This is a genomic window from Provencibacterium massiliense, from assembly GCF_900169495.1.
Classification (GTDB): Bacteria; Bacillota; Clostridia; order Oscillospirales; family Ruminococcaceae; genus Harryflintia; species Harryflintia acetispora.
Genome location: NZ_FWCH01000007.1, coordinates 25,454 through 51,624 on the forward strand (window position 1 = coordinate 25,454; position 26,171 = coordinate 51,624).

A 26,171-nucleotide genomic window follows, 5' to 3' on the forward strand; every position below is an offset into this window, starting at 1 on the left:
CATGCCGAAGGAGAATGTGCAGGAGACCCTGCACGCCAAGGGGCTGGACATCCGCATCTACACTTCCGATTTCCAAAACGAATACCTTTCCCTGACCGACATCGCGCGCTACCGCAGCGACGAGCCGAACGACGTGATCAAAAACTGGATGCGCAGCCGGGATACGCTGGAATTTCTTGGCCTGTGGGAGAGCCTGCACAACCCCGGGTTTAAACCCGTCGAATTCGACGGGTTTAGGAAGCAGGCCGGGCTGCACGCGTTCACCATGTCGCCCAGCAAGTGGATTGCCGGGGTGGGTGCCGCCGGGATGACGGTCAAGGCCGGGCGGTACGGCGGTACATACGCGCACTCGGACATCGCGTTCGAGTTCGCATCCTGGGTCTCGGCCGAGTTCAAGCTCTACATCATCAAGGACTACAAGCGCCTCAAGAGCGACGAAAACAGCCGCCTGTCGCTGGAGTGGAACCTCAACCGGGAGATTTCCAAGCTCAACTACCGCATCCATACCGACGCGATCCGCCAAAATCTGCTGCCCCCGCGCCTGACCCCCGCGCAGGTGTCGATGACCTATGCCAGCGAGGCGGACCTGCTCAACGTGGCCCTGTTCGGAATGACCGCCCGGCAGTGGCGGGAGCAAAACCCCAAAAGGGCGGGCAACCTGCGCGACGATGCGGGGCTGCACCAGCTCCTGGTGCTGGCCAACCTCGAGAGCTACAACGCCATCCTGATCGGGCAGGGCAAGAGCCAGTCCGAGCGGCTGGTGCTGCTGCATGAGCTGGCGCTGGGCCAGCTGCGCACGCTGGAGGGGATGCGCCCCGGCGCGCTGCCCGGGTCCGGCGGCGGGGAGAGCGAAAAGGATTGACGTGAATTTCAGGTTTTAAGCGATGGGAAAAACAAAGGCACGCACTTTAAAAAGTGCGTGCCTTTGCCAATTTACAGCTTATTCCCGCGGCGTGCGCTTGGCCTTGCCGGTGACCGACTCGATCTCGATTTTGCAGATCCCGGTGCGGTGCAGCGAGCGCGCGACCTCCCGCTCGAAATTGTGCATATTCGAGGCGGCATACTTCTGGCAGATGGCCCGCAGCACCTCGACCTTCTGCGCTTCGTCCTCCACCATCGAGGCGCGCCCGGTGACGACCGCCGACTCGAACAGGGTGGAGAATTCCTCCGGCAGCAGCCGGGTTTTGCCCACGCAGCAGAGCGAGACGCGCGGGTCCCGCGCAATGTTATCGAGCTTTTGCCCCTGCTTGGCGCAATGGAAGTAGACCGCCCCTTGTAGCAGGACGGGGGAGACGGGCACAGAGTAGGGCGCGCCGTCGGCGCCGACGGTACAAAAGGAGGCGTATTCGCACTCCCGCAGGATTTTTTGCGCCTCGTCCTCCGGCAGCGCACGGTCCCTTCTTCTCATTTGGCATCCCCTCCGGCGTTTTTTCTGATTGTACCGCAGCCGCAGGAAATTTGCAAACTAGGGCTTGCGGGTGTGCTGGCGGTGGTACTGCACCAGCAGGCGCAGGAAAAATTCCTTGACGAAGGCGCTTTCCTTCTCGACCCCGGCGATGGAGGAGACCTTCTTGATCCGGTAGATCAGGGTGTTTTTGTGGATGTGCAGCTGCCCGGCGGCGGCGGCCAGCCCCTCGCCGGTGCAGTAGAGCTCAATGGTGGAGATGATGTCCTCGAACTCGCCGGTGAATTGATGGCGCATGTCGCGGTAAATCGGGCCGATGAGGCGCTCGCACGCCCCGGGGTCCACCTGCCCGAGCAGATATTGCGCCTCCTGCGCGCGGTCGCTCATGTCCCGGTACCCCTGCCCGAGCCGGCTGAGCCAGTTGGCCTCGCGGTAAGACGCGCAAAGCCCCAGATAGTCCTCGCACGCCTCGCCGCGCGCGAGCACCGGCTCGACCATGAAGTGCTCGCGCACCAGGTCATAGAGCTGCCTTGCGATCGTCGGCTCGCCCGGCTCGGGCGGCGGCGCGTAGCGCAGCAGCACAAACCGGTCGCCCTCCACGCCGTAGACGTCACGCTGCGGGTTGATGAAGCCCCGGTCGATCAGCAGCGCGGTGAGCGAGCCGTCTTTAATCATGCTGCGCCCGCCCGAGGAGAGCACGAGCGCGCGCATGGGGAATTGCAGCTGCACCCCAAGCAGGGTGCACAGGCGCTGCAGCTCCTGTCCGGGGCACTCGCCGTAGATCAGCAGCTGCAGCAGCCGCTGGCGGTAGTCCTTATAAAGCTGGGAGCCAGCCAGAGCGCTGCGCTCGAGGTGCTGCGTCAGGCAGAGGCGCAGCAGATTGCCCTGCTCCTCCACCTCGGCGGGCGTGCCGCAGATGCCGACCGCCCCGCGCCAGTCCGGGCTGCTGAGGGGTAGGATGACCCCCTCGCCCGAGCCGGGATACTGCGGCAGGTCGTGCTGCGAGATCCGCACGATCTGGGAGGAGAGGATCGCCACGCGCGCCCCCTCGTGCCGGCGGCCGATCAGCCCCGGGTCGGTCGAGGCGGTGATGATGGCGTCCTGGTCCGCGACGTAGACCGCGCGCCCGCCCACCAGGGGGCGGACCAGTCCGATGAATCGTTGGGTGATGCTTTCCATGTTGTCCATAGCGCCGAGCTGTCCTTTCTCATCCTGCGCATCGCAGGGAGTACTTTGTCGAATCGTGTCAATTTTTACATTGTAGTCGTAAGAAACTTAGTATTTTGACAAAATACACGGAAGATTCTTGGATTTCACTCCTTATTTATTATTATAATTACATTCTATCTTTTATTCTACTGTGATTCGATACAAATTTATAGAATTTTATGGGGAAAAGTAAAAAAATTCACATCTGTGGTCATAGCGCGGACACCTATCACCAAAATGAGGGGGAATTTATGACTGATATTAGGGGAAAAGGGCGAACCGGGAGAAAAAACCCTCATACCGGGTAAGAAACCGCGGCCGTCCTTTTTGGGACGGCCGCGGTCGGTTGCGGTTCATTTTCCGGTCAGCCAGAAGCGGTTGCGCCGATAGCTGATCAGCCCCTCCTCCCGCAGGCGGGAGAGGGCGGCCGACATGGCGCTGCGTTCGACGCAGAGGTAGTCGGCCAGCTGCTGCCGGTCAAAGGGGATGGCGAAGGCGTTGCTCCCGGCTGCCGCCGCCTGCTCGTGGAGGAAGGAAAGCTGCTTGTCGCGGGTGGTGCGCCGGCAGAGATGCCCGAGCCTGCGGTTGAGCAGCAGGTTTTTTTGCGCCAGCACCTCCAGCAGGTTTTCCATCAGCTTCTGGTGGCACTTACAGCTCCCCGGGCATCCGCCCACCGTGCGGCCGAGCTCCAGCAGCAGCACTGTGCTGGGAGCCGCCGCCTGCACCGTCACCGGCAGCCGGCCCGCCCCGTCCGGGAGGAGGGCCGGGCTCTCCCCGAAGAGCTCGCCGGGCGAAAGCTGCGCTTGCAAGGTCCGGCTGCCGCCGTACTCCTCCCGCAGGAGCAGCAGCCGCCCCTCGAGCAGCAGCCCGGCGCTGTGCGCCGCCTCGCCCGCCAGGAAGAGCAGCTCGCCCTCACCAAAGCGGCGCACCCGCCCCTGCAGGACCTGCAGCAGGGCGGGGAGCTCTTCGGCCCCGATCCCGCGAAAGAGGGGGGCGTTTAAGATGATTTCCTGGTATTCCAGCATAAGGATGCTCCTCAATTTTTTAGATTTGTTGGAAAAACAACATACATTCCGGCTTTAGTATAGTATGATAGCCGTGGAAAGGCAAGGGAATGGTTTTGTGTATCAGAAAGGAAGGTAATAAAAAATGAAACGGAAGATCATCAAGATAGACGAAGAGCGCTGCAACGGCTGCGGTATCTGCGCCAAGGCCTGCCACGAGGGGGCGATCGGGATGGTGGACGGGAAGGCCAGGCTCCTGCGGGAGGATTACTGCGACGGGCTGGGCGACTGCCTGCCCGCCTGCCCCACCGGGGCGATCAGCTTCGAGGAGCGCGAGGCCCCGGCCTACGATGAAGCGGCCGTGAAAGCCGCACAATCTGCAAAGGCCGGGGCTGCGGCGAACCATGAAAAAGCCGGGGCGGACGGGGAGAGGCTTCCCTGCGGCTGCCCGGGCAGTGAAAGCCGGGTCCTGGAGCGGGCGGGGCGCGAAACAGCCCCGGGCGCCGGGAATCCCCCAGCCTTTGGGCCGGGGGGCGATACGCTCAGCGCGCTGCGCCAGTGGCCGGTGCAGATAAAGCTCATGCCGGTGCGCGCGCCCTACTTTGACGGGGCCGACCTGCTGATCGCCGCCGACTGTACCGCCTACGCCTGCGGGGATTTCCACGGCCGGTACATGGACGGGCGGGTGACCTTGATCGGCTGCCCCAAGCTCGACGGGTGCGACTACGCCGAGAAGCTTAGCGAGATCCTCAGCCAAAACGACATCCGCTCCCTGCGGGTGGTGCGCATGGAGGTGCCCTGCTGCGGCGGGATTGAGCATGCGGTGCGCGAGGCGCTACGGCAAAGCGGGAAGGTCATCCCCTGGCAGGTGGACGTCCTTTCCACCGACGGGCGGGTGCTCAGCCGCTAAAAGTACAAAAAACCGAACGCCCGCCCCCGGCTCTTGCCGGGGGCGGGCGGTTTGTTTGATGGCTACTGGAGCGCTTCGCCGTCCTCGTCGAGGATGACCGGCTCTTCGTCGGACGGTTCCGCGGACTGCTGCTGCGCGCTCACGGAGTCCTGGGCGGCGGCCTGCACGGCCTGCTCGTCAGGGGAAGAGCCCTCCGGCAGGGCAGGGCTGGAGGAGCTCTCATCCTGTGAAGAGGTCGCGTCCTCCGAGGAGGACGCGGACTCATTGGAGGACGTTTCCTCTTTGGGGAGCTCGGGCGGGGCGGGGAAGACCAGCTCCCGCCCGGGGTCAAACCCGGCGGCGGTGATCGCCCCCTCGACGGTGTGGGTGCGCAGGAAATGGAACCAGTGCTCGTAATACTGCGAGGTCAGGTGCATGCCGTCGGCGGTCGCGTCGTCGGGGAGGTATCCCTCCTCGTCTGCCAGGGCGGGGTAGATGTCCAGATAAAAGACCGCTTCCTCGCTGGCGAGCTGGCGCAGCGACTCGTTATAATCTTTTATAATTTCGATGGTCAGGCCGTTCCCGTTCTTGCCGTTCTCGTTGGAGGAGAAGGCACGGGAGACCGGGAACATCGACTGCAGGTAGACGACGCTCTGCGGGTGCTCGCTGCGGATCCGGCGCAGCATGTCGCGATAGTGGTGCAGGAAGGTTTCCTTGTCGATCCCGGTGTTGGTCCCCACCCAGTTGGCCCCCAGCTGGATGTAAATCTTTTTGGGGTCGGCCCGCCGCAGCGCCTCGATCATGGTGATCCGCTGCTCCTCGCCCTCGACGGGGACGGCCTCCTTGGTGAGCACGCTGTCCGGGTTGACCCCGGTGGCGGCGATCACCTCGGCATTGGACATGAAGGCGTAAACCGAAATCCCGTTGGTGATCGAATCCCCGAAGAAGGCCGCATCGTCGAAATAGCTCTGCTCGACCTGCGCGCTCTCGGGCACCCCAAGGTAGAGGGAGGAGAGGTTGAAGACCGGCTCCTCCTCGGGCTCGGACGAGGACTCCTCGCTGGAGGAGGGCAGGCTTTCGGGCTCCTCGGGCGGCAGGGGGTTCTCTTTTTGAAAGCCGTTTTTGAGCAGGATCAGCCCGGTCGGGATAATGATCGCCAGCAAAATGGCGATCACCGCCACCAAAACGGTGTAATTGCGCCTCGGACGGCGGCTGCGGTCGATTTTAACATTCATCCTCTGTTCCCCTTATTGGAAAGTTTTGATAGTCCGTAAAGTAACGCGACAGGAACTCCACCTGCCCCACCTGGAAGCGCCGCCCGGACAGCGCGTGCAGCGCGCTGTGCTGCGGCAGGTCGGGAAAGCGCAGCGAAAACGAGCAGAGCATCTGCCGGCGCTCGCCATAGCGCTCGTTCTGCTTCGCGGTGCCGTATTTGGTGTCCCCCAGCAGCGGGTGGCCGACCGCAGCCAGATGGGCGCGGATCTGATGGGTGCGCCCGGTGTGCAGGGTGACGAGCAGCAACGAGAGCCCGTCCTTGCAGTCCAGCACCCGGTATTCGGTCAGCGCGGTGCGCGCCCCCTCGCGCGGGGTGGGGGTAATTTTGACGAGGCCCTTCGCCTCGTCCTTGGTGTGGTAGCCGCGCAGCAGGTCGCGCTCCTTCGGCAGCCGCCCGAGCGCGATACACAGATACTGCTTCTCGATCCCGCGGCTGCGCAGCAGCTCGTCCATCTCCCGCAGCGCCGCCGCCGTCTTGGCGGCGATCACCAGCCCCCCGGTATTGCGGTCGATCCGGTTGCAGAGCGCCGGGGTGAAGCTCTGCTCGGCGGCGGGGTCGTATTCGCCCTTCTCGTAGAGGTAGCGTAGCATCCGGTTGACGAGCGTGTCCCGCCGCTCGCGCTGGTCCTCGTGGCAGAGGAGCCCCGCGGGCTTGTCGAGCAGCAGGAGGTTCTGGTCCTCGTAGACGATTTCCAGCGCCTTTGGCACCGCGTGGAAGAGCTCCCGCTTTTGCGCCTGGCCGAGGAATTCGTCGTTGACGTAGAGCTGCAGCCGGTCGCCCTCGCAGAGCACCTGGCCGATCGCGGCGCGCTTGCCGCCGACCTTGATCCGTTTGAGGCGGATCGACTTATAGAGAATCGAGGCGGGCAGGTCGGGGAAGGTTTTAAATAAGAACTTGTCCAGCCGCTGCCCGGCGTCGTTTTTCCCAATGGTGACTTCCTTCATCCGCTACTCCTCCACATACAGCCCCTGGAAGGGTTCGTCCGAGCCGTAGGGGATGTAGACGATCTCCTGCCCGCTCCTGGCCTCATCCGAAAAGATGGAGTAATAGGGATAGGTGTTGTGGAACTTGTAGTTGGCCGCCAGCAAAAAGTGCACGAAGCAGAGCACGCACACCCCCGCGAGCACCGAATAGTAGACCTGGCGCTGCCCCCGCTCGTAGGCGGCCTTGGCCTTGTCGCTGCGGAATTTCCCGTCGCTCTTAACCGGTGCGTTTTCGTCCGGGCGCAGGGAGAGGACCATCATGGGCACGGTGAGGATCAGGGCCATCATGAAATAGAGGGCGAACCGCTCGACGATCGAGTGGCGCACGATCAAGGCGGAAAAGAAGATCCCGTAGATCATATAGTCGAGGTAGACGACGTTTCGTTCATCCTTTATAAGCAGCCGTTTCCCGGCCAGCAGCACCCCGGCCGCCAGCAGGATCAAAATGACGATGTAGGAAAACGAGCTCCCCTCGTAAAAGACGGTACCGGCGGTGTAAGTCTTGTTCGTGAAGCGCAGCGCCAGCTCCATCAGGAAATCGGAGAAGAGAAAAATCAGCAGCCCGCCCCCGGCGTATGCGGCGGCGGTATACCGGTTTAAGGGCAGCAGGGTCAAAAAGTAGACCGCGACCAGGATCAGCGCCGTCTTGTGGAAGGAGGCCGCCAGCAGCACAATGAGAAAGTAGGGGAGGGGCCTGCGCTTTTGCAGATAGGGGATGGCCAGCAGGCAGATGGCGGCGGCCAGGGTCTGGCGCATGAGGTTCATCGACGAGGCGAAGTATTGCAGCGTGACGAAGCAGAACATCGACAGCCAGGGCAGTGCCGAATGCCGGTAGACGACATACCCCACGATCCCGATGGTGAGCACGGCGTAGACCGTATAGAGGAAGAACGGCGTGTCGCTGATCGCCATCAGCGCCTTGGTCAGGATGGTGAAGCCCGGCTCGGTCGGGGAGGACAAAAGCTCCCCCCAGGGCAGCGCCCGGATTTGGGGAAAGAGGTATTTGATGTAGTTTGGGTAATCAAACCCGATTCCGTAGCGCAGCGACGCCACGGCAATGAGCGCCAGCGTCACGATCCCTACATAGAGCGCGCGCTTTGCGCGGCCCTGGCCGTCTCGGCCGATCCAAAGCCCCAGCCCGACGATCAGCAGCAGGAGAAGATAATATACCGTCAATGTGCACCCACCTTGTCTGTGTCCTTTTTAATCTTCATTTAAAAAGGTCTCGATGATGTATTTCGGTCGCGCCTTGGCCTCGGCGTAGATCTTGCCGACGTATTCCCCGATCACCCCGAGGCTGAGCAGCTGGATCCCGCCGAGCATCCAGATCGAGAAGATCAAAAAAGTCCACCCGGGGACGGTGTTGCCGGTGGCCCAGCGGATCAGCGCATAGAGAAGGATCAGGAAGCTGAAGAGGAAGATCAGCACGCCCAGGGTGGTGATCAGCCGGATCGGCTTGATCGAAAACGAGGTGATCCCGTCGAAGGCGAAGGAAAGCATCTTTTTGAGTGGATACTTCGATTCGCCCGCGAAGCGCTCGCTGCGCTCGTAGGTGGCGACGGCGCTCTTGTAGCCCACCAGCGGCACCACCCCGCGCAAAAAGAGGTTGACCTCGCGGAACTCCCCCAGCCCCTCGACCGCCCGGTGGCTCATCAGCCGGCAGTCGGCGTGGTTAAAGACGATGTCCACCCCCATCAGGCGCATAAACTTATAGAACCCCTCGGCGGTGGCGCGCTTGAAGAAGGTGTCCTTCTTGCGGGAGGATCGCACCCCATAGACCACGTCGCAGCCGTTCTGGTAGTATTCGTCGAGGAACTTGTCGATCACGCCGATGTCGTCCTGCAGGTCGGCATCCATCGAGATGGTGAGGTCGGCGTGCTCCTTGGCCGTCAGCAGCCCGGCGAGCAGGGCGTTCTGGTGCCCGCGGTTGCGGGAGAGCTTGATCCCGGAAAAGACGGGGTCGCTCCCATGCAGCCGCTCAATGATCTCCCAGGTACGGTCCTTCGAGCCGTCGTTGACCAGCAAAATCCGGCTATTCTTAGCGATCCGCCCGGCCGCGATCAGGGTATCGTATTTTTGCCGCAGCCGCTTGGCGGTCTCGGGCAGGACCTCCTCCTCGTTGTAGCAAGGGATGACCATATAGAGGCGCTGGCCCTCGGGCCTTGGTTCCTGTGGCATGGGCGGTCTTCCTTTCTCTGTCAGCTTTCCTATTATATTCTGGGAATTCCAGGGCGTTTTATGCCGCCCGCCCCGGGCCAAAAGCGCGGGGCAGTTATAACAAAGTAATGATAGCACAAGTGAAACGCAGTGCTATCATTGGCCAACGCCGTAGGCGGGCCATTAAACTCTATAATAACCGCCATGCGGTTATTATAGCATAGGGGAAGGATGCATTCAATGAAGAAGGTGTTAATTTGGTGAAAGCTGCGGGAAGTCCCCTTTGTGCAGCCGCCGATGACAAAAATATTTTCAAAAATTCCCTTGACAAAGATTTCCGCCGGTGGTATTCTATTAATAGAAATTATCAATTAATAAATTTTATCGAAAAAGAGCGCATTTTAAAAAGAGGGCCAATGCCATGCCAAAACGCAACACGCTTCAGCGCCAGATGGTGCTGCAAGCCCTCAATACCCTGCACACCCACGCCACGGCCGAGGAGGTCTATGCCGAGGTCGCAAAGGATTATGAAAACATCAGCCTGGCCACGGTCTACCGCAACTTAAATTCCCTGGCCGAGCAGGGGCTCTGCAAGAAGATTGCCGTGCCCGGCGGGGCCGACCGGTATGACTTTTCGGTCCACCGGCATTACCACATGCTCTGCCGCGGCTGCGGACGGTTCGAGGATTCGCCCCTCCCGTACCAGAGCGGGCTCGCCGAGCGGGCCGGTGAGCTCAGCGGCTACCGGATGGAGGGCTATGACATCGTCTTCACCGGGCTCTGCCCGGACTGCCAGGCACGGCGGGGGGAGACTTACAAAAGGTGATCAAACGTCCAAAGGGTAGGGACGTTCACACAATATATTACATAATGAAGGAGAGACTGAACATGGAATTAAAAGGTTCCAAGACTGAAGCCAATCTGTTGACCGCGTTTGCCGGCGAGAGCCAGGCGAGAAACAAATACACCTACTACGCCTCCAAGGCGAAGAAGGAAGGCTATGAGCAGATTTCCGCCATCTTTGCGGAGACCGCCGCCAACGAGAAGGAGCATGCCGAGCTGTGGTTCAAGGCTCTGCACGGCGACAAGGTTCCCGAGACCCCGCAGAATCTCCTCGACGCCGCCGAGGGTGAAAATTACGAGTGGACTGAGATGTATGCCGAGTTCGCCAAGGTCGCCCGCGAGGAAGGCTTCACGAAGCTCGCCGCCCAGTTCGAAGGCGTCGCCAAGGTGGAGAAGAGCCACGAGGAGCGCTACCGCAAGCTGCTCGAGAACGTCAAGGCCGACAAGGTCTTCAAAAAGGACGAGAAGGTCGTCTGGGTCTGCCGCAACTGCGGCCATATCCACATCGGCGACAGCGCACCCGAGGTCTGCCCGGTCTGCGCTCATCCGAAGGCTTACTTTGAGCTGCGCTGCGAGAATTATTAATTGACGGTTTGAAAGATAAATCTTTCAAACTGGTTACCTTCCGAAAATAATGTTACAAGCCCTGTATCAAAATTTGATACAGGGCCTTTCTTTCCGGTATGGCCTTCCCATTTCCCGCAGGGGGTGGTAGAATGGCCTTGGAAAACGTTTGATAAAGGGGGCGGGGGAGTGATACTATCGTTACCTTCGGCCGAGCTCTACTACGAGCGCAGCGGTGCGGGCTCGGCGGTGGTCCTGTTACATGGCAACGGGGAGGACCACACCGGGCTGATCGCCAGGTCCATCCCGAAGGTGAGCCTTCGCATCCTGCCGGGGGAGACGCACGGCAGTTATATCGTGCACAGCCGCAAGGTCTATGACCTTCTGCGCCCCTTCTTTCAAAAATACATCGGACAGGAGCGATGAAAATGATCAAACGGGTCATCGGGCTTCTGGCGGCCCTTTGCCTCTTGGGCGGGTGCGCCCCGACGGAGTTTGACGCCTCCCGCTACGTGCAGGGGATCCTGGACTCGACCTATCTGGAACGGTACGACGACTACATCGAACTGACCGGCGTCACCGCCGAGCAGGCAAAGGACGAATTCCTCCAGGGGCTGGACGCTGAGGCGGACGTCTTTTTGCAGTATTATGGAATAGAGAGCGTTTCGCAGCCGGTGCGTGACGAGCTCATTTCAATGTACCGGGAGATCTATCAAAAATCGAAGTACACGGTGGGGGAGGCCCAGAAGACCGGCGAAGGGTACCGCGTCGAGGTGACGATCAGCCCGATCGACATCTTCTCGATCAGCGGCAGCGCGGTCGACGCAAAGATCAATGAGCTGGCCGCCCAAAGCGGCGGCCCGGAGCAAAACGACGACCTTGCAAACGGGATCATCGGGGCGGTGCGCGCATACATTCCGCAGATAGGCTACACCGAGGAACGCACGGTGAGCGTGCTGGTGTACCGGGACGAAGAGGGCCTCTACGGGCTGGGCGAGGACGACTTTTACAGCCTTGATCAGTGGATCATCGACTATTCGCTTTAAACGGGAAAAAGGGACGGGCGGCTTTCTGCCGTCCGTCCCCTTTATGTCATCCTGCCACCTCAATCCCTTTTCGGCCCTTTCGGCATGTTTTCCAGTGCAAAATCGATGCATTGGTTGATGAATGCGCTCCGGCTCATATCGTAGGTGGCGGCCAGGCGGTCAATTTTTTCCAGCTTTTCAAATTCAATGCGGAATGTAATGGGATCCTTTTTATACTGCTTGGGTATGAACTGCGCCATTTCATCTCACCTCTTGAATAATCGTATTACATAGTGTATTCTAAATATAGATGCGTTATACGAATATAAAAACGAATACAGTTAGAGGCGCTGCCCGGTATGGGGGCCGTCCCGCGCGGGCGGCGCCGTGGGCGGCTTCCTTCCACGGTTATTTGGCAAGGCGAGCAATTACTTGACAGAAGGAGATCAGAGATGGACGACAGCGTATACCCCGCGGCGGTGCTGCCCGCGCGGCAGAAAGCGCCGCTGGCGGAAGAAATCCCCTGCGGGATTTTTCGGATGGTGCTCGACGAGCGCATGAGCCTGCTTTACGGCAACGAATATTTTTACCGCTGCTTTGGATACTCCGCCGAAGCCGCCGCCAAAGAGGGCTTCGACAATTGCCGGTTTATCCTCGAAGGCGACGAATACAGCCGGGTATTGCAGGAGATGCGCGGCCATATCGCGCACGGGCAGTATCATTTCGAGCTGGAAAACCGCTGCGTCACCCGCTCCCGGGAACAAATCTGGGTGTTGGTGCGCGCCGTCTACGACCCCGAAGAGGGCACCATGCTCGGCGCGGTCTTCAACATCACCGACCGCAAGCGGGCCGAGGAGGCGCTGCGCATCAGCGAGGAGGAGAACCGCATTGCCATCGGGCAGTCGGGCAAGATCATCTGCCGCTATGACATCCGCTCCCGGACCCTGTCGCTTCCCGAGGGCGCGGCGCGCATGCTCGGCACCGGGCCGGTGGTGCCCGACGCCTTCAACCATTTCGCCGCCTGCGGCGCGGTGGCGCCCGAATGCGCGGCCGACTGCCGCCGCTTCGACGACCAGATGCACGCCGGACAGGACAAGGGCAGCGGCACCTTCCGCATGTGGAACAGTGAAAAGGGCTGTTTTTGCTGGTACCATGTGGATTATACCCTGGTCTGTGACGACAAGGGGGAGCCGGCCAGCGCGATCCTTTCCTACTACGACTGCACCGACCTGCACGAGAAGGAGGTCGCCTACCGGCGCTGGCGGCAGACCTATGAGGAGAAGGTGAAGGATTGCATCTCCTATTATGAGTTCAACCTCACCGACGACATCTGCGGCCGGCTCGAGGGGCAGGTTGCCACCCAGATCCCGGAGGCGCTGCGCGCCTCGTTCTCCCAGATCACCGATTACGCGGCCGAGCACTTCGTACATCCCGAAGACCGCCGCAAGTATGAGCAGGCGCTGGACCGCAAGGCCCTGCTGCGCAAGCACAGGGAGGGCGTCCACGAGCTCTGCTGCGAGCACCGGCGTTACGACGAGCGGGGGCTGGTGCGTTGGGCCCTGCTCGAAATCCAGATGATCGACGACCCGTTTTCGGACGCGGTGCGCGCCTTTGTGCTGATCAAGAGCATAGACGAGGAGAAGCGGCGCCAGCTCCAGATGAAGCAGCTCAGCCAGAGCGACCCGCTGACCGGGATCTATAACCGCCGTGCGCTGATCAGCCACCTGTCCCCGCTGCTGCGCCGGGACGGGGAGGGGCAACACGCCTTTGTAATCCTGGACATCGACCATTTCAAGGAGCTCAACGACACGCAGGGCCATCAGGCGGGCGACCAGGCGCTCATCGAGGTGGCCAGGGGCCTGCAGGCCGGTCTGCATGGGGGCGACCTGTGCGGGCGGCTGGGCGGGGACGAGTTCCTCATCTTCCTGCGCGACGTGTTGAGCGACGAGGATGTGCATCTGCGGCTGGACGCGCTGCGCGTGAGCCTTATGCAGCCCAGCCGGCAGTACCGGCTCAGCGGCAGCTTCGGGGTGGCGCGCTTCCCACAGGATGGGCTCAATTTCCGCCTGCTCTACCAGAAGGCGGACCTGGCGCTCTACGAAGCCAAGCGCCGCGGCCGCGACCAGGTCGTGCAGTACCGGGAGATCGAGCGCTGAGCGGCACAATTGCGCCCTGTCCCGGCGCCGTCATTCTTTGCGGCCGTGCCGTTTCCCGAGCGCTGCCGCGCGGTCCGGCCGCGTGCTCCCTCGGCCGGGGGCCGGATTTCGCGGCCTTGCCTGTCTGCGTGACAGGCTGTTTTTGTTTCCCTCTATTTCGCTAAAGTTTCCTTTAGCGAAATAATCTGCAGGCAACCTCGGAGTGTTTCATTCCTTCCAAGCCTTGGATCTCCCCGCCGCCGGGCGTAAGCAAAGCAATAAAAAAATTCTGCATGAGCGCAACATTGCGCTCATGCAGAATTTATATGCCTATGCTTCCCCGTCCAGTTCCCGCACCGTGACCTTAGCAAGCAGCGCCGCAATCTGCGCCGGCCCGGCAAGGCCTTCGCCAAAGGCGGTCGCGCTGCCGGCGGCGACCCCCAGCGCCAGCGCATGGCGCATCCCCTGCGGCAGCCCCGCGAGGAAGCCCGCCACCATCGAATCACCGGCCCCGGTGGTCCCCCCTGCCTTCCCGGGCGGCGCAGCAGCGTAAAGGGGATTCCCTTGCCTCGGCAGCAGCAGTGCACCCTGCGCTCCCAATGAAACCAGCACATTCTGCGCGCCGCGCCGGTGCAGCTGGCGGGCATAGCCGAGCAGCTGCGGCAGGCCTTCCGGCGGCGCTCCAAAGATTTCACCCAGCTCGCAAAGGTTCGGCTTGATCAGCAGCGGGCGGTGCTCCAATGCCGGCAGGAGCAGGTCCCGGCCGGCATCCACCACCGCCGCGATCCCCCGCCCGGCAAGGCGGCGCAGGATTTCCCCGTAAACGTCCGGCGGCACGCCTCTCGGCGCACTGCCGCTGAGCACCAGGGCATCCCCCTCCCGCAGCAGGGAGCAGAGCTTTTGGTGCAGCCGCCCGAGGTCCCGCTCTCCCAGCACCGGGCCGGGGGCGCCCAGCTCGGTCTCCTCTGTCCCCAGGAGCTTGACGTTGATCCGGCTGTTCTGGCCATCCAGCCACAGAAAGTCGCTGTGGCAGCCCTCTGCCTGTAGCTGCGCGGCAATTTCTTTCCCGCAAAAGCCGCCCAGGAAGCCGAGCGCGCGGCTCTCGACCCCGAGACGCCGCAGCACCACCGAAACATTGATCCCCTTCCCTCCAAAGGTGAGCGCTGTGCCCGTGGCGCGGCAAAGCTCCCCCAGCCTCAGATGGCCGAAGTCCATCCGGTAGTCCAGCGACGGGTTGAGGGTGACGGTATAGATCATGGGAAATCCCCTTCCTTTCTTCCCCCCGATCATACCACCTTGTGCGAAGTGCCGCAACCGCTTGCAGATTTTCCCCTCACGCACTATAATAATCAGTAAGCCATACAAGTTTGTCCGCACCGATGCGGGCCCCATGCGGCAAGGCAAAGTGGCCTAAAGAAAGGAAGGATACGGTGTCTCCCTTTACACAGATGGTCTACGGCGCGGTGCGCCGCATCCCGGCAGGAAAGGTGGCTACCTACGGGCAGATCGCGCTGATGGCGGGCTCGCCGCGCGCGAGCCGGATCGTGGGTGCGCTGATGGCCGCCGTGCCCGAGCGGGAGGGCCTGCCCTGCCACCGGGTGGTCTACCGCGACGGATCGCTCTGCCCCGGCGACGCCTTCGGCTCCCCCGACCTGCAGCGCCAGGCGCTCGAGGGCGAGGGGGTCCGCTTTCTGCCGGACGGGCGGGTGGATCTCGCCCACAGCGGCTGGGACGGAAAATAAAAATGCCCATGTCCGTAGGGCGGGCAATTAGACGGCCAGCCTCGACAAAGAAAGGAACGGGGATATAAATGGAAAACTACAAAATCGGGTTTATCGGCTTTGGCAACATGGCGCAGGCGCTGGCCGACGGGCTGCTGCTGAAAAAGGCGGTCGCGCCGCAGGACCTTTACGCCTGCGCGAAGGATTATGAAAAGCTGCGTCAAAACTGCGCGCAGAGGGGGATCAACCCCTGCCGCGACGCGCAGGAGGTCGCACAGGAGACTGACATGGTGATTATCGCCGTCAAGCCCCATCTGGTGGCCGAGGTGCTCTCCCCGATCCGCGAGGTGCTGCACGAGCGCGCCGTCGTCTCGGTGGCGGCAGGCTACCCGTTCGAGCGGTATGAGGAGGTGCTGCTGCCCGGCACGCGGCATTTGAGCACCATCCCCAACACCCCGGTCTCGGTGGGCGAGGGGATCATCGTCTGCGAGCGCCGGCATTCGCTGAGCGGGGAGGATTACCGGCACTTCGAGCGGATATTCTCCCAGGTCGGCCTGGTGCAGCCGGTGGAGACTTCGCAGCTGGGCGTGGCCGGGACGGTCAGCGGCTGCGGCCCGGCCTTTGCCAGCATGTTCCTCGAGGCGCTGGCCGACGCGGGGGTCAAGCACGGCCTGCCGCGCGCTCTCTCCTACCGGCTCGCCAGCCAGATGATTGTGGGCACCGGCGCTTTACAGCTGCAAAGCGGCGCGCATCCCGGCGCGATGAAGGACGCCGTCTGCTCGCCGGGCGGTACCACCATCAAGGGGGTGGCGGCCCTGGAACGGGGCGGCCTGCGCGCCGCCGTGCTCGACGCGATCGACGCGATCGAAGGGAAATGACAAGGAAATGAGACACCAAAAAGGAGCGACACAGAACATGGACGACACAAAAAAATGGCGCTTTCTGGTGCCGGAAGGGTTGGCAGGGCAAAAGGCCGTCACCCTGAAGGAGCATACCGCTTTTTGGCCCGAAGCACATCAAGAGTGGCTCTATGGCTACGCCACCGCCGAGGACGGCGCCAAGGGGACGCTGTGGGGCAAAAAGATCGATTTCTACCTGGAGGTGCAGCCCTTTGAGGCGCCCATAGACCTGCTGGCCCAGCCCCACAAGCCGGAGCACAAACCGCGGAGTTCCCGGCATCTGCGGGACCCTGAGAAGCAGGCGTACATCGAGCGGGTGGAGGCAAAGCTGGCGGCGCTGCGGGCCACATTCCCTCCGCCGCCGGACCGGGCGCTGGAGGAACGGGGCATCGCGTTTTTTGGCAACGACAGGTTGATCCTTCCTATGGCTGAGGCGTTTCAGATTTGGATGGATGAAAGTTTGGAGCCAGCGGACAAGTGCCGGAAAGCAGCATCGATCCTGGGCGGCATGAAGGAGCTGTTTGCAAACGCAAAACTTCCCGAAGAGCTGCTGCGGCATGATACCAAGCTCTGCGAGGGGTTGTGCAAACTGCTGGGGGTGGCGCAGACGGTAGCGGAAACTGCAAAACAGCAGCAGATTGATATAGGCCCCGGCCTGGCGGAGATGATTCTCAGCTTAGACCGGCTCACCGACGAGATGGTCGAGGGAGGAAACCGCCTGTGGAACCTTCCCCGGAAAATGACGCCGGAGGAGTATGACGCCTACATCGATAAAACGATAGAGGCTGAATACTCCGGCAAACCTCTCCAGGAGCGGCTCAAGCTGATGGAGGAGCTGTGGGAGGACCCTCTGGTGGGTCCGGAGGAAAAAGTCGAGTATATGGAGATGGCCATTCAGGCCGTGCGGAAAGAGGGGCGGAAAAAACCCAGCATACCCTGTCCCCACAAGGAGGCTATACAGCAGCACCTAAATGCCCTGGCCAAGCGCCTGGATAGGCTGGAGCGGGAGGGTGAGGAAGCCTGGCAGCGCCGGGCGGCCCAGGAGCTGTACCCAACCTGCCAGGCCTGGCGGGAGGACTCGGAACCGGAGCTGCCTCCTCTGTCCCTGGAGGAGTTTGCCGCCGGGCTGCAGATCACCTCCCTCATCGTAAAGACCTCCCCGGACGAGGCGGGGGAGGCTCACTTCAGGCTGGAACTCGCCTTTACAGATGAGCACGACTCCTTTGCCGGCCACTGGATCACAGCGAATGTAGAAGACGATGCCCTGATATCCGTAGACCTGGAGGGGTGACCCGTTCCGGCGTGCAGCCGCTAAAGTTTTAGGTCCATACCGTTTTATAAACATAAACAACCCCGGCCCGCGGCAGTCAGCCGCGGGCCGGGGATTTTCTGCTGCGCGGGCAGGGCCGCGGATCAGCGGTTTCGCCTTTTTAGGATGGCGGCCAGAATGAAAGCGAGCGCCGCCAAGGGCAGAAACTCGACCGCCCTCACCAGAACGAAAGCCGAAAACGGGGCGGAGTACGCCAGCTCGTCATACTGCAAAAAATCCACCCCTGTCAAAATGACAAAGCCAGCCGCCAGCAAAAAGCCGGCGATATACAAAAGTCTATGCCAATTCATTTTTTTCATCTGCCCCTCCCCTTTGCGCTTGCGCGGTTATCTTCCGTTGGCACTCGCTGCATTCCCGGTCGTGAAGGGAAATCACCCCGCCGCAGTCCGGGCAGGTATACTGTTCCTCCTGTCGCCGCAGGAAGACGGATAACCCCTCTTCCTTGACAAGGCGTCCGTTTTCCATCAGGCTGGTACCGTACCGGGTCCGGTAGCTCTTCTCGAGGTTTTTGACCCGCTCGCAGGGATAGCCGCCACATGCAAAACAGTAGGATACGCCCCGCTCCCGCGCGCACTCCTTAATTTTGCAGCTGCGGCAGTGGATGGGCTTCCCATCCTCCCCGCCCTGACAGCCCGCGCAGGGCCTGGGGTGGCAGCAATGCCTGTAGCAGACCATACAGTTCATCCCGCACGGGGCGAGCATGGAAGGGTCAATCCCCTCCTTCGGCATCTTCATCCTGTCCCCTCCCCTTTGCCTTATTGTAAGCGCTGGCCCCGGCGCTGTCAACCGCGGCGCGGCTATTTTGATACCCTGGTACGGAAAATGAGTCTTTTCTTTCTCCCGCCGGTGGTGTACAATAAAATAGTCTTGGGATTTGACCCTGAGAACCCAACAGGAAATCATCAACAGGAGGCGTTTCGATTGACCGCAAGCGAAAAGCAAAAGCTGGGGGAGCAGCTCGACCGGTGGATCCCCACCATCCGGGAGGAATTCCTGCGCGACGTGAGCAAGCTGTGCAGGATCCGCAGCGTATCCGAGGCCAAGGACGAGTTCGTACCGGGTGACAAACCCTACGGCGAAGGGTGCTACCAGGTGCTGATGGAAGCTCTCAAAATGGCCGGGGAATACGGCTTTCGGACCAAAAACTATGAAAACTACGCGGGCAGCGCGACCTATGGCGAAAACCCGCAGGACGATGCGATCGCCATCGTGCCGCATATGGATATCGTGCCCGAAGGCGACGGGTGGACCTGCGAGCCGTTCGAGCCGCATATTTCCGAGGACGGAAAGTACATCTTCGGGCGGGGTACCGCCGACAACAAGGCCCCCGGCGTGATGGCCCTTTACGCCATGCGCTTTTTAAAGGAACACGGGATCAAGCTCAAAAACAACGTGATGATCGTCTTCGGCATGAGCGAGGAGACCGGCTCGATCGACATGCCCGCCTTCCTCGCGCGGGAGAAGGCCCCCAAGTGGTGCCTGGTGCCCGACGCGAAGTACCCGGTCGGCTACGCCGAAAAGGGCATGGTGCGCAGCAAGTTCGCCTCCTACCCGGTCGGGGAGGAGCTCGTGGACATCTGGGGCGGCGACGTGGTCAACTCGGTCCCGGACAAGGCCTACGCCGTCCTCGGCGGAGTGTCCCTCGAGGAGGTAAAAGAGAAGTTCGGCGGCTTCGAGCGGATCAGCGTCGAGGCCGACGCGCGCGGGGTGCGTGTGAACGCCACCGGCACCTCCCACCACTGCGCCCGCCCGCACGGGGCAATCAACGCCAACGACGTGCTCGTCAAGGCGCTGCTGGGCTCCGGGCTCGTCGGCGGAAGGACCCGCGACGCGCTGGAGGTCATCTCGGTGCTCACCGGGGATTACGACGGGGTGCCGCTGGGGATCGAGGCCGAGGACGACGTGTCCGGCAAGCTGACCTTCGTGCTCTCGATGCTGCGCAAGGAGGGAGACAGGATTATCCTGCAGCCGGACATCCGCTACCCGGTCAAGATGGACCAGGAGTTCCTGATGAAGCAAATCCCGGTATACTTCGAGAAGGCGGGCTTCGAGATCGTAAAGCTGCACAACGATCCGGCGCTCTACATCCCGCTGGATAACCCGGTCATCCAGAAGCTGATCGAGGTCGCCCGCGAGCAGCTCGGCCAGCCGGATATCCCGCCGTTGGTGCTCGACGGCGGCACCTATGCGCGCAGCCTGCCCAATGCGGTGTCCTACGGCGCCACGGTGCCCGGGCGGGTGCGCCTGTTCGGCATGGAAAAGGGCGGCGCCCATCAGGCGGACGAGTATGGGGACATCGCCCATCTGCTGCTGAACATCAAGGTCTATGTCAACGCCCTGCTCGAGATCGACCCGCTTGTTTAAGCGGTTTTAAAGCTGTAAAGTATTCTTACTTTCCAGATACTCGCAAAGAATCGAGAGGCCCCCGGCGTCTGCCGGGGGCCTCTGTTATAGCAGACGGCAATCCAAAATGGGATTCTCAAGGGTCCAAAGCGCCGATGGCGCCATGTCCTTCTGGCGGGTGCGGGCAGCGCCCGCGGCCTTTCCGGACTGCTGACACTTGCCTTGACGAAATCCCCCCTCGGATCAGGAAGGGGAACAAAAGGCTCCCAGTGGGAGGTTTTTGCGTGGGGAACCCTATCAAGGGAGTTCCCCACGGCGGCGAACGCCGCCAACCAACCAAAGGGGAGCCCCCGGCAAGTGTTGCCGGGGGCTCCCCTTTTTATCAGAATTGGAATGGGTGTCAAATCAGCCCTTGACGCTTCCGGCGGTAAGGCCGCGCACGAATTGCTTCTGGAAGCACAGGAACAGGATGATCATCACCGAAGCGGAGACGACCAGCGCGGCCATCAGTCTCGGGTAGTTGGTTCCGAACTGGCCTTTGAGGTTCATCAGCCCGATCGGGATGGTCTTGTACTTCTCGCTCTCGACAAAGACCAGGGCGAACATGAACTCGTTCCAGCTGGTCATGGCGGTCAGCAGGGCGGCCGAGGCGATGATCGGCTTACAGATCGGCATGACGATCCGGGAAAAGACCTTGAAGGTGGAACATCCGTCGATGTAAGCCGACTCCTCCACCGCCTTGGGCAGCGAGAGCATGTACGAGCGGATCAGGAAGGTCGTGAACGGGATACGGAATACCGTATAGGGGATGATCAGCGCCCAGTGGGTGTTGTAGACATGCAGCGACTGCTCGAGCTTGAAGAGCGAGACGAGCGTGACCTCGGGCGAGATCATCAGGCCGCCAAGGATAAAGAGGAAGGCGGCGTTCTTCAGTTTGAAATCAAACCGGGTGATGATATAGGAAGCCATCGACGAGAACAGCACCGAGAAGAGCACCGAGGCCAGCGTGATGAACACGCTGTTGAAGAAGTAGGCAGCGACGCCGTACTTGACCGCCTCATAGTAGTGGTGCCACTGCGGCTGGGCCGGCAGCCCCCACGGGGAGGTGAAAAACTCGGTATTGGTCTTGAGCGAGGAAATGATCATCCAGCTTAACGGGTAGATAATCGCAAATGCGTAGACGGCAAAGAGCAGGAAGATAAAGACTTTCCAAGCGTTGGAGCCGATTTTTTTCGCAAACATTCTCTTCACCCCTCCTTATTCTTCGCCGGTATGCGACAGCTTGAGCTGCAGCGCCGCACAGATGAATGTCAGGACGAAAATCATGATGGCGTAGGCGCAGGCCACGCCCATTTCATCGTTCTTGAAGGCCGCGCGGTACATGGCGGTGGCCAGCACCTCGCTCGAACGTCCGGGCCCGCCGGCGGTCATGACGTACACCTCGGTGAACACCTTGACCGAGCCGAGGATGGTGACGACGGTGGTAACCAGGATGGACTCCTTCATCAGCGGAAGGGTTATGTAGCGGAAGACCTGCGGGCGGGTCGCGCCGTCGATGGTGGCGGCCTCGAAGAGCTCGCCGTCGATCTTCTGGATGCCGACCAGGTCGAGCATCATGCAATAGCCGATGTACTGCCACTGGGAGACGATGATGCAGCACCAGATCGACAGGTTGCTGTCACCCAGCCATTGGGCGTTAAAGTCCTTGAAGCCGAGCGCCTGGATCGCCTGGTTGATCATGCCGATGTTGGGGTCGTACATGAACTGCCAGAGCATGGCGATAACGGTCATCGCGATCAGGGACGGGATAAAGAGCACGGTCCGAAAGAACGGCTGGGTACCCCGCATGAATTTTTCCTCCAGGCAGGCGGCGAAGACGAGCCCCAGCCCGGCCTGGAAGATGGTGGAAACCACTGCGTAGAAGAAGTTGTTTCTCAGAATGGTAAAGAACGTAGCGGTGTCGGAGACGATAAGATGATAGTTATAAAACCCGACCCACTGTTTTTCCGGAGAGAACGAGGCCCACTTAAACAGACTGAAAACGATCGACTGTACCAGCGGGTAATAGACGAAAAGGGCCATCAACGCAATTGCCGGAAACAGGTAGAGGATGATGATCCTTTTATCCCGGTAAACTTTCATAAGCAGATTCCTCCGATTCTCGATAGCGAAAGAAGGGAGCGGGGAGTCTTCCCCGCTCCCTCTCTCCTATCGGTGTCAATCCATTACGGGAACAAATGCAGAATTATTGCGCTTCCTCGGTCTTAACGATCTGGGCAGCCTCCTGCACCTTCTCCATAACCTGCTCGGGGGTCAGGGTGCCGTTGAGCATCTCCTGCATGGCGGGCAGATACGCATCGGAAACCTTGGTGTGAACGTCGGTGTCCAGCCAGTTGGCCAGGCCCTTGGCATTCTCAATGTAGTTCATCGCTTCCAGCAGGGAAGGAATGGTGTTCTGCTCGTTGTGCACGCCGATAATCGGGGACGGGTAGTAGAGCTCCTCAACCATCTTGGACTGCCACTCGTTGGAGGTGAAGAGCTTGAGCAGCTCCATGCCAGCCTCGGGGTGAGCAGACTTGGTGGAGATCATGAAGCCGTCCGGAGCGCCGACGATGTAACCCTTGTCGCCGTTGCCCTCAACGTCGGGCATCGGGAAGACGCCGATCTCGAGGCCCTGGTCGACCAGGCCGCCGAACTCGCCGGTCTCGCAGTAGAACATCGCAGCCTTGCCGGCCTTGAAGTTCTCGGAGGCGACGTCGTGGATCATGGAGTTCACGCCGTTGTTGAAGTAACCCTTGTCGTTGAATTCCTTGAGGTAATTGAGCGCGGTGATGTAACCGGGATCGGTGAACTCGCCGGTCTCATAGTTGTAGTCGGTCATGCGCACGTCGCTCGGTACGCAGGCCACGTTGAAGCCGGTGATGTAGTGGCAGGCCGGCCAGGGCTGCAGGTTACCGAACGCGATCGGGGTGACGCCGGCGCCCTTGAGCTTCTCGCAGGTGGCCATCAGCTCATCCCAGGTCTTCGGGGCTTCGGTGATGCCGTTGTCCGCGAAGATCTGCTTGTTGTAGACGAACAGCTTGCCGATGAGGCGGAACGGGATACCGTAGACCTTGCCGTCCATGGTGTAGCTGTTGAGGGTGGAGGGCATGATCGAATCTTTCCACTCGGGATCGTTGTTTAAGTACTCGGTCATATCCCAGGCGTTGCCCGCACGGGCGAACTTGTAGCAGAACTCACCGCACCAGGAGAAGTAAACGTCCGGCTGGGAGTCGGCGCCCATCATGACGCGCAGCTTGGATTTGGCTTCTTCATCGGAAACGCACTCGATGGTGACCTTAACGTTCGGATTCGCTTCCTCGTATGCTGCGACGGCAGCCTCGAAGTAGTCGCGGCCCTTGCCGATCTCAGGCCACTTGTGGAACAGCTTGAGCTCGAAGGACTCGCCGGAATCGCCGCTCGCAGGGGGCGCCGCCTCGGAGGACGCCGGGGTGGCCTCGCCGCCGGAGCTCTCGGAGGGAGCCGCCTCGCCGCCGCCGCTACCGCCGCAGCCGGCGAAGATTCCCGCACTCATGCAAGTTGCCAGGACGATTGCCAGGATTTTTTTGAGACTCTTCATTTGCCTACCTCCAGTTTTCTTTGTTGACGGATTTATAACTACCGGCGTACCAGCCGCCGGGTCGTCCACATCTTCTTTTCTCAACCCCAGTGGCGGGGCTGGCGGCGTTCCACCGCCATTTTCCAAATTTGGTGCATTTGCACAATCTGCGCCCTGCCTCCAGAGCGGTGCGCCGCACCCTGTTTTCAGAAATCTGGAATTATGAATAAATGGCGGAATTTAAAAACGCGCTGTGAACAATTCATAAATTTTATTTGCGGTATGACGCTATTATAACATATCCATTTGAATTTGCAACCCATTCGTCCAAAAAGAGTAGAAAAAAATTTTGTTAATTAGGCAACATTAACAAACCACTCCCTTCATTTTCCAGCCGCCAATTCCCGCTGGACCGCATTAGAATCCCTTTAAATGAGTAAAGGGACGGGCCCGATTTTTCGCGGGCCCGCCCCCTGGTTTTACAAAATATTTGGTCAATTTACTCAAAAGGGTACCGCACGCCCCAAGCGTCCCGCAGCCGGTCGCAGAGCTCCAGGATCCGCAGCGTTTCGGCGTGGGGCATTTCGGGGCACTCCCCCCTGCCCTCCCGGACCGCTTTTGCCGCCGCGGCCACCTCGTACTGATAGCCGCTGTGGCAGGGCGGCGCCTCGTGGCGGGCGACGAGGCGGCGCTCCCCGTCATAGACCTCCAGTGGGGCGCAGGTTTCCACGTCCCCCACCCGGATATACCCTTCGCTGCCGCAGATCACCCCGCCCCGGTCGGACAGGGCGGTCATGTTGGCGTGCAGCACCGCCATCCGGCCGCCACTAAAGGTCAGGGTTACGCTCTCGCAAGCGTCCACCCCGGTCTCATAAAGCTCACAGCTCGACGCGACCTTTTCGATCTCCTCCCCCAGCACGATGGCGGCGAAGTTGAGCACATAGACCCCGATGTCCAGCAGCGCGCCCCCGGCGAGCGCCGGCTCGCGCAGGCGGGGGATATCGCTGATGGCATAGCCGATGCTCGCGCTCAGCGAGCGCACCTGCCCGATCGCGCCATCATGAAGGAGCTGCTGCAGCTTCGCCTTCATCGGCAGGAAGCGGGTCCACATCGCCTCGCCCAGAAAGAGGCCGCGCGCTTCGGCCAGCGCGAAGAGCTCCCGCGCCTGGGATGCGTTGGCGGTGAAGGCCTTCTCGCAGAGCACATGCCTCCCCGCCTCCAGCGCCAGCTTGGCGTGCTGGTAGTGGTGGGAATGCGGGGTAGCGATGTAGATCAGCTCCACCTCCTTATCCGCCACCAGCTCCCCGTAGGAGCCGTAGGCGCGCGGGATGCCATGCTCCTTTGCGAAGCCCCCGGCGCGCGGAAGCTCCCGCGCGCCCACCGCCAATACCTCGCAGTCCGCCATCCCGGCCACTGTCTTTGCCATCTCGTGCGCGATCTCCCCCGCGCCCAGTATCCCGATTTTCATGCTGTCCTCCTCCCTGCCGCCCCGTCGGGCGACCCGCATGGTCTTTTACATATTATAACACGCCAGGCTGAAACCGGCCATTGCCTTCTGGAAAATATCTCCTCCTTTCTATAATGTATATATTTTTTATTCTGTAAAGCCATAGCCCTTGTCGCGCCGCGGTTTCATTCCTGTCCACCACCCGGCTAGACCACCTGGTCCTGGTTACGAGGCTCTTCGGGGCCGGAAATAGCCTTTTCGGTATTTTTGTGGTCTAGACCAGTATGGGATATTTTGTACATATTATAAAAATTATACGAATTATATTTAGATAATATAGCCAATTACAGAGTCGAATCTTTGGGGATTCCGGAAATTGAAACCGGCGGGGCGGGCGGCTATAATGGAGGCACCACGGAAAGGAGGGACGTATGAAGAACGAGTCGGAAGAATACCTCGACCGGGTGCAGGAGCTGATCGGACGGCTGCGCCGGGAGGCGCTGCCCGACATCGACGAAGCGGCAAACCGGGTTTGCACCACCCTGCGCTGCGGCGGCCGGGTCTATTTCTTCGGCTGTACCCACGCGGGGATCCTCACCCAGGAGGCCTACTACCGAACCGGGGGCCTCGCCGTTTTCAACCCGATCTTTGCGCCGGGGCTCACGGTGGACAGCACCCCCATCACCATCACCTCCGAGCTGGAGCGCACCGGCGGCTACGGGCCGATCATCGCGCGCCAGGCCGGGCTGCGGGAGGGGGATTTGCTCTTTATCCACTCGGTGTCGGGGCGCAACCATGTCCCGGTGGAGCTCGCCCTCGCGGCCAGGGAGCTGGGGGTATCGGTCATCGGGATCACCAGCCTGCAGTACTCTAAAGAATCGGCCTCGCGGCATCCCTCGGGCAAACGGCTCTTCGAGGTGTGCGATCTGGTGATCGACGATCTGTGCCCCTTCGGGGACGCGCTGCTGCGCCTCCCCCATTCCGGCGTCGGGGTCGCGCCCGGATCCACCGTGCTGGGCGCCGCCATTGTCAACGCCATCGCGGCCAGGGTGGCCGCAGCCTATGACAAGGAGGGCCTGCTGCCCCCCGTCTACTCCAGCGCCAATGTGGACCGCGGCGGCGAGTACAACCGCAAGGTCTACGAGACCTACCGCGACCAGATTTGCTACGAAATGGTGTGAGCCCCTGCCGGCGGCTTTTTTCTTAGACCAACTGGTCTAGACAATTAATACTGCTGGTATGGACAATAGTCACACCGAAACCAACCCGCCGCAGGCGGAAAACACTGGAAGAAGAGAGAATATTTGACAACCATGGGAATCTGCTATAAGGTAAATCTAAAA

General features: G+C 60.9%; 27 protein-coding genes. 12 read left to right on the plus strand and 15 right to left on the minus strand.

Annotated elements, in window-relative coordinates; genetic code table 11:
- The first annotated feature begins 1 nt into the window (after nucleotide 1).
- Entirely contained in the window at nucleotides 2–862 is an 861-nt protein-coding gene (locus B5477_RS00450) for a KilA-N domain-containing protein (RefSeq protein WP_079697880.1), read from the plus strand.
- A 78-nt stretch (nucleotides 863–940) separates the two neighbouring features.
- Here B5477_RS00450 and B5477_RS00455 read toward each other — a convergent pair whose 3' ends face one another.
- The 3 genes from B5477_RS00455 to B5477_RS00465 all read right to left on the minus strand — a co-directional run bounded on the left by B5477_RS00455 (nucleotide 941) and on the right by B5477_RS00465 (nucleotide 3,639).
- Nucleotides 941–1,408 carry a pyridoxamine 5'-phosphate oxidase family protein gene (locus B5477_RS00455; protein ID WP_079697881.1) on the minus strand — a complete coding sequence of 156 codons (468 nt, stop codon included), beginning with the start codon at nucleotides 1,406–1,408 and terminating at the stop codon, nucleotides 941–943.
- Between the two features lie 57 nt (nucleotides 1,409–1,465).
- The gene (locus B5477_RS00460; protein ID WP_079697882.1) at nucleotides 1,466–2,593 is read right to left on the minus strand and encodes a sugar diacid recognition domain-containing protein; all 1,128 of its coding nucleotides are present in this window, start codon (nucleotides 2,591–2,593) and stop codon (nucleotides 1,466–1,468) included.
- A 374-nt stretch (nucleotides 2,594–2,967) separates the two neighbouring features.
- Nucleotides 2,968–3,639 carry a Crp/Fnr family transcriptional regulator gene (locus B5477_RS00465; RefSeq protein ID WP_079697883.1) on the minus strand — a complete coding sequence of 224 codons (672 nt, stop codon included), beginning with the start codon at nucleotides 3,637–3,639 and terminating at the stop codon, nucleotides 2,968–2,970.
- Nucleotides 3,640–3,763: 124 nt separating this feature from the next.
- On the opposite strand from B5477_RS00465, the gene B5477_RS00470 reads away from it, so the two are divergent.
- On the plus strand, nucleotides 3,764–4,528 hold the full coding sequence (locus B5477_RS00470; protein WP_079697884.1) for an ATP-binding protein: 765 nt from the start codon (nucleotides 3,764–3,766) through the stop codon (nucleotides 4,526–4,528).
- 62 nt (nucleotides 4,529–4,590) lie between these two features.
- Here the strand turns inward: B5477_RS00470 and B5477_RS00475 are convergent, their stop codons facing one another.
- Genes B5477_RS00475 through B5477_RS00490 form a run of 4 tightly spaced genes read right to left on the minus strand, consistent with a single transcriptional unit; the run spans nucleotide 4,591 to nucleotide 8,944 of the window.
- Complete coding sequence (locus tag B5477_RS00475; RefSeq protein ID WP_079697885.1) at nucleotides 4,591–5,742, minus strand: GDSL-type esterase/lipase family protein; 1,152 nt, start codon at nucleotides 5,740–5,742, stop codon at nucleotides 4,591–4,593.
- The gene (locus B5477_RS00480; protein ID WP_079697886.1) at nucleotides 5,732–6,727 is read right to left on the minus strand and encodes an RluA family pseudouridine synthase; all 996 of its coding nucleotides are present in this window, start codon (nucleotides 6,725–6,727) and stop codon (nucleotides 5,732–5,734) included. The genes B5477_RS00475 and B5477_RS00480 overlap by 11 nt, the downstream gene beginning before the upstream one ends.
- Nucleotides 6,728–6,730: 3 nt before the next feature.
- Entirely contained in the window at nucleotides 6,731–7,942 is a 1,212-nt protein-coding gene (locus tag B5477_RS00485) for an EpsG family protein (protein ID WP_079697887.1), read from the minus strand.
- A 27-nt stretch (nucleotides 7,943–7,969) separates the two neighbouring features.
- Nucleotides 7,970–8,944 (minus strand): glycosyltransferase family 2 protein, encoded by a 975-nt coding sequence (locus B5477_RS00490; RefSeq protein WP_079697888.1) that lies wholly within the window; start codon nucleotides 8,942–8,944, stop codon nucleotides 7,970–7,972.
- A 400-nt stretch (nucleotides 8,945–9,344) separates the two neighbouring features.
- Between B5477_RS00490 and B5477_RS00495 the strand changes: the two genes are divergently transcribed.
- From B5477_RS00495 to B5477_RS00510, 4 genes are all read left to right on the plus strand, one after another.
- A complete protein-coding gene (locus tag B5477_RS00495) occupies nucleotides 9,345–9,749 on the plus strand; it encodes a Fur family transcriptional regulator (RefSeq protein WP_079697889.1) in 405 nt (134 codons plus the stop codon).
- A gap of 62 nt (nucleotides 9,750–9,811) precedes the next feature.
- The gene (gene rbr / locus B5477_RS00500; protein ID WP_079697890.1) at nucleotides 9,812–10,351 is read left to right on the plus strand and encodes a rubrerythrin; all 540 of its coding nucleotides are present in this window, start codon (nucleotides 9,812–9,814) and stop codon (nucleotides 10,349–10,351) included.
- A gap of 168 nt (nucleotides 10,352–10,519) precedes the next feature.
- Nucleotides 10,520–10,756: a hypothetical protein gene (locus B5477_RS15150; protein ID WP_079697891.1), complete on the plus strand. Its 237-nt coding sequence runs from the start codon at nucleotides 10,520–10,522 to the stop codon at nucleotides 10,754–10,756.
- Nucleotides 10,757–10,758: 2 nt separating this feature from the next.
- The gene (locus B5477_RS00510) at nucleotides 10,759–11,376 is read left to right on the plus strand and encodes a hypothetical protein (RefSeq protein ID WP_079697892.1); all 618 of its coding nucleotides are present in this window, start codon (nucleotides 10,759–10,761) and stop codon (nucleotides 11,374–11,376) included.
- A gap of 59 nt (nucleotides 11,377–11,435) precedes the next feature.
- Here the strand turns inward: B5477_RS00510 and B5477_RS00515 are convergent, their stop codons facing one another.
- Nucleotides 11,436–11,615 carry a hypothetical protein gene (locus B5477_RS00515; RefSeq protein WP_079697893.1) on the minus strand — a complete coding sequence of 60 codons (180 nt, stop codon included), beginning with the start codon at nucleotides 11,613–11,615 and terminating at the stop codon, nucleotides 11,436–11,438.
- Between the two features lie 192 nt (nucleotides 11,616–11,807).
- Here B5477_RS00515 and B5477_RS00520 point away from each other — a divergent pair, with 192 nt between their 5' ends.
- The gene (locus B5477_RS00520; protein ID WP_159448875.1) at nucleotides 11,808–13,511 is read left to right on the plus strand and encodes a sensor domain-containing diguanylate cyclase; all 1,704 of its coding nucleotides are present in this window, start codon (nucleotides 11,808–11,810) and stop codon (nucleotides 13,509–13,511) included.
- 309 nt (nucleotides 13,512–13,820) lie between these two features.
- Here B5477_RS00520 and B5477_RS00525 read toward each other — a convergent pair whose 3' ends face one another.
- Nucleotides 13,821–14,747: a 1-phosphofructokinase family hexose kinase gene (locus B5477_RS00525; protein WP_117508179.1), complete on the minus strand. Its 927-nt coding sequence runs from the start codon at nucleotides 14,745–14,747 to the stop codon at nucleotides 13,821–13,823.
- Between the two features lie 173 nt (nucleotides 14,748–14,920).
- Between B5477_RS00525 and B5477_RS00530 the strand changes: the two genes are divergently transcribed.
- The 3 genes from B5477_RS00530 to B5477_RS00540 all read left to right on the plus strand — a co-directional run bounded on the left by B5477_RS00530 (nucleotide 14,921) and on the right by B5477_RS00540 (nucleotide 17,401).
- Nucleotides 14,921–15,232, plus strand: coding sequence for an MGMT family protein (locus B5477_RS00530; protein WP_341455965.1), 312 nt, complete (start codon nucleotides 14,921–14,923; stop codon nucleotides 15,230–15,232).
- A 68-nt stretch (nucleotides 15,233–15,300) separates the two neighbouring features.
- Entirely contained in the window at nucleotides 15,301–16,089 is a 789-nt protein-coding gene (gene proC, locus B5477_RS00535) for a pyrroline-5-carboxylate reductase (RefSeq protein WP_079697896.1), read from the plus strand.
- Nucleotides 16,090–16,126: 37 nt separating this feature from the next.
- Nucleotides 16,127–17,401: a DUF2262 domain-containing protein gene (locus B5477_RS00540; protein ID WP_079697897.1), complete on the plus strand. Its 1,275-nt coding sequence runs from the start codon at nucleotides 16,127–16,129 to the stop codon at nucleotides 17,399–17,401.
- A gap of 122 nt (nucleotides 17,402–17,523) precedes the next feature.
- On the opposite strand, the gene B5477_RS00545 is transcribed toward B5477_RS00540, so the two are convergent.
- Together B5477_RS00545 and B5477_RS00550 are read right to left on the minus strand one after the other, a co-directional pair.
- Entirely contained in the window at nucleotides 17,524–17,739 is a 216-nt protein-coding gene (locus B5477_RS00545) for a hypothetical protein (RefSeq protein WP_079697898.1), read from the minus strand.
- Nucleotides 17,717–18,175, minus strand: a complete 459-nt coding sequence (locus B5477_RS00550; RefSeq protein ID WP_079697952.1) for a DUF3795 domain-containing protein — start codon at nucleotides 18,173–18,175, stop codon at nucleotides 17,717–17,719. Before B5477_RS00550 ends, B5477_RS00545 begins: the two co-directional genes overlap by 23 nt.
- 186 nt (nucleotides 18,176–18,361) lie before the next feature.
- Here B5477_RS00550 and B5477_RS00555 point away from each other — a divergent pair, with 186 nt between their 5' ends.
- A complete protein-coding gene (locus B5477_RS00555; RefSeq protein ID WP_159448876.1) occupies nucleotides 18,362–19,804 on the plus strand; it encodes a Sapep family Mn(2+)-dependent dipeptidase in 1,443 nt (480 codons plus the stop codon).
- Nucleotides 19,805–20,188: 384 nt separating this feature from the next.
- Here the strand turns inward: B5477_RS00555 and B5477_RS00560 are convergent, their stop codons facing one another.
- The 4 genes from B5477_RS00560 to B5477_RS00575 form a co-directional block, all read right to left on the minus strand.
- Entirely contained in the window at nucleotides 20,189–21,025 is an 837-nt protein-coding gene (locus B5477_RS00560; RefSeq protein ID WP_079697900.1) for a carbohydrate ABC transporter permease, read from the minus strand.
- Nucleotides 21,026–21,040: 15 nt separating this feature from the next.
- Nucleotides 21,041–21,925, minus strand: a complete 885-nt coding sequence (locus B5477_RS00565; protein WP_079697901.1) for a carbohydrate ABC transporter permease — start codon at nucleotides 21,923–21,925, stop codon at nucleotides 21,041–21,043.
- A 103-nt stretch (nucleotides 21,926–22,028) separates the two neighbouring features.
- Nucleotides 22,029–23,402, minus strand: coding sequence for an ABC transporter substrate-binding protein (locus B5477_RS00570; protein ID WP_079697902.1), 1,374 nt, complete (start codon nucleotides 23,400–23,402; stop codon nucleotides 22,029–22,031).
- Nucleotides 23,403–23,880: 478 nt separating this feature from the next.
- On the minus strand, nucleotides 23,881–24,849 hold the full coding sequence (locus B5477_RS00575) for a Gfo/Idh/MocA family protein (RefSeq protein WP_079697903.1): 969 nt from the start codon (nucleotides 24,847–24,849) through the stop codon (nucleotides 23,881–23,883).
- A gap of 410 nt (nucleotides 24,850–25,259) precedes the next feature.
- On the opposite strand from B5477_RS00575, the gene B5477_RS00580 reads away from it, so the two are divergent.
- Nucleotides 25,260–26,009, plus strand: coding sequence for a sugar isomerase domain-containing protein (locus B5477_RS00580; protein WP_079697904.1), 750 nt, complete (start codon nucleotides 25,260–25,262; stop codon nucleotides 26,007–26,009).
- The last annotated feature ends 162 nt before the right edge of the window (nucleotides 26,010–26,171 follow it).

Bases quoted from the DNA above. Each gene is read 5' to 3' on its own strand.
- B5477_RS00465 (WP_079697883.1), bottom strand. From the start codon at position 3,639: ATGCTGGAATACCAGGAAATCATCTTAAACGCCCCCCTCTTTCGCGGG.
- B5477_RS00520 (WP_159448875.1), top strand. From the start codon at position 11,808: ATGGACGACAGCGTATACCCCGCGGCGGTGCTGCCCGCGCGGCAGAAA.
- B5477_RS00525 (WP_117508179.1), bottom strand. From the start codon at position 14,747: ATGATCTATACCGTCACCCTCAACCCGTCGCTGGACTACCGGATGGAC.
- rbr (WP_079697890.1), top strand. From the start codon at position 9,812: ATGGAATTAAAAGGTTCCAAGACTGAAGCCAATCTGTTGACCGCGTTT.
- B5477_RS00560 (WP_079697900.1), bottom strand. From the start codon at position 21,025: ATGTTTGCGAAAAAAATCGGCTCCAACGCTTGGAAAGTCTTTATCTTC.
- B5477_RS00510 (WP_079697892.1), top strand. From the start codon at position 10,759: ATGATCAAACGGGTCATCGGGCTTCTGGCGGCCCTTTGCCTCTTGGGC.
- B5477_RS00515 (WP_079697893.1), bottom strand. From the start codon at position 11,615: ATGGCGCAGTTCATACCCAAGCAGTATAAAAAGGATCCCATTACATTC.
- B5477_RS00580 (WP_079697904.1), top strand. From the start codon at position 25,260: ATGAAGAACGAGTCGGAAGAATACCTCGACCGGGTGCAGGAGCTGATC.
- B5477_RS00495 (WP_079697889.1), top strand. From the start codon at position 9,345: ATGCCAAAACGCAACACGCTTCAGCGCCAGATGGTGCTGCAAGCCCTC.
- B5477_RS00480 (WP_079697886.1), bottom strand. From the start codon at position 6,727: ATGAAGGAAGTCACCATTGGGAAAAACGACGCCGGGCAGCGGCTGGAC.
- B5477_RS00565 (WP_079697901.1), bottom strand. From the start codon at position 21,925: ATGAAAGTTTACCGGGATAAAAGGATCATCATCCTCTACCTGTTTCCG.
- B5477_RS00460 (WP_079697882.1), bottom strand. From the start codon at position 2,593: ATGGACAACATGGAAAGCATCACCCAACGATTCATCGGACTGGTCCGC.
- B5477_RS00450 (WP_079697880.1), top strand. From the start codon at position 2: ATGCCGAAGGAGAATGTGCAGGAGACCCTGCACGCCAAGGGGCTGGAC.
- B5477_RS00575 (WP_079697903.1), bottom strand. From the start codon at position 24,849: ATGAAAATCGGGATACTGGGCGCGGGGGAGATCGCGCACGAGATGGCA.
- B5477_RS00455 (WP_079697881.1), bottom strand. From the start codon at position 1,408: ATGAGAAGAAGGGACCGTGCGCTGCCGGAGGACGAGGCGCAAAAAATC.
- B5477_RS00550 (WP_079697952.1), bottom strand. From the start codon at position 18,175: ATGAAGATGCCGAAGGAGGGGATTGACCCTTCCATGCTCGCCCCGTGC.
- proC (WP_079697896.1), top strand. From the start codon at position 15,301: ATGGAAAACTACAAAATCGGGTTTATCGGCTTTGGCAACATGGCGCAG.
- B5477_RS00470 (WP_079697884.1), top strand. From the start codon at position 3,764: ATGAAACGGAAGATCATCAAGATAGACGAAGAGCGCTGCAACGGCTGC.
- B5477_RS00545 (WP_079697898.1), bottom strand. From the start codon at position 17,739: ATGAAAAAAATGAATTGGCATAGACTTTTGTATATCGCCGGCTTTTTG.
- B5477_RS00570 (WP_079697902.1), bottom strand. From the start codon at position 23,402: ATGAAGAGTCTCAAAAAAATCCTGGCAATCGTCCTGGCAACTTGCATG.
- B5477_RS00475 (WP_079697885.1), bottom strand. From the start codon at position 5,742: ATGAATGTTAAAATCGACCGCAGCCGCCGTCCGAGGCGCAATTACACC.
- B5477_RS00540 (WP_079697897.1), top strand. From the start codon at position 16,127: ATGGACGACACAAAAAAATGGCGCTTTCTGGTGCCGGAAGGGTTGGCA.
- B5477_RS00490 (WP_079697888.1), bottom strand. From the start codon at position 8,944: ATGCCACAGGAACCAAGGCCCGAGGGCCAGCGCCTCTATATGGTCATC.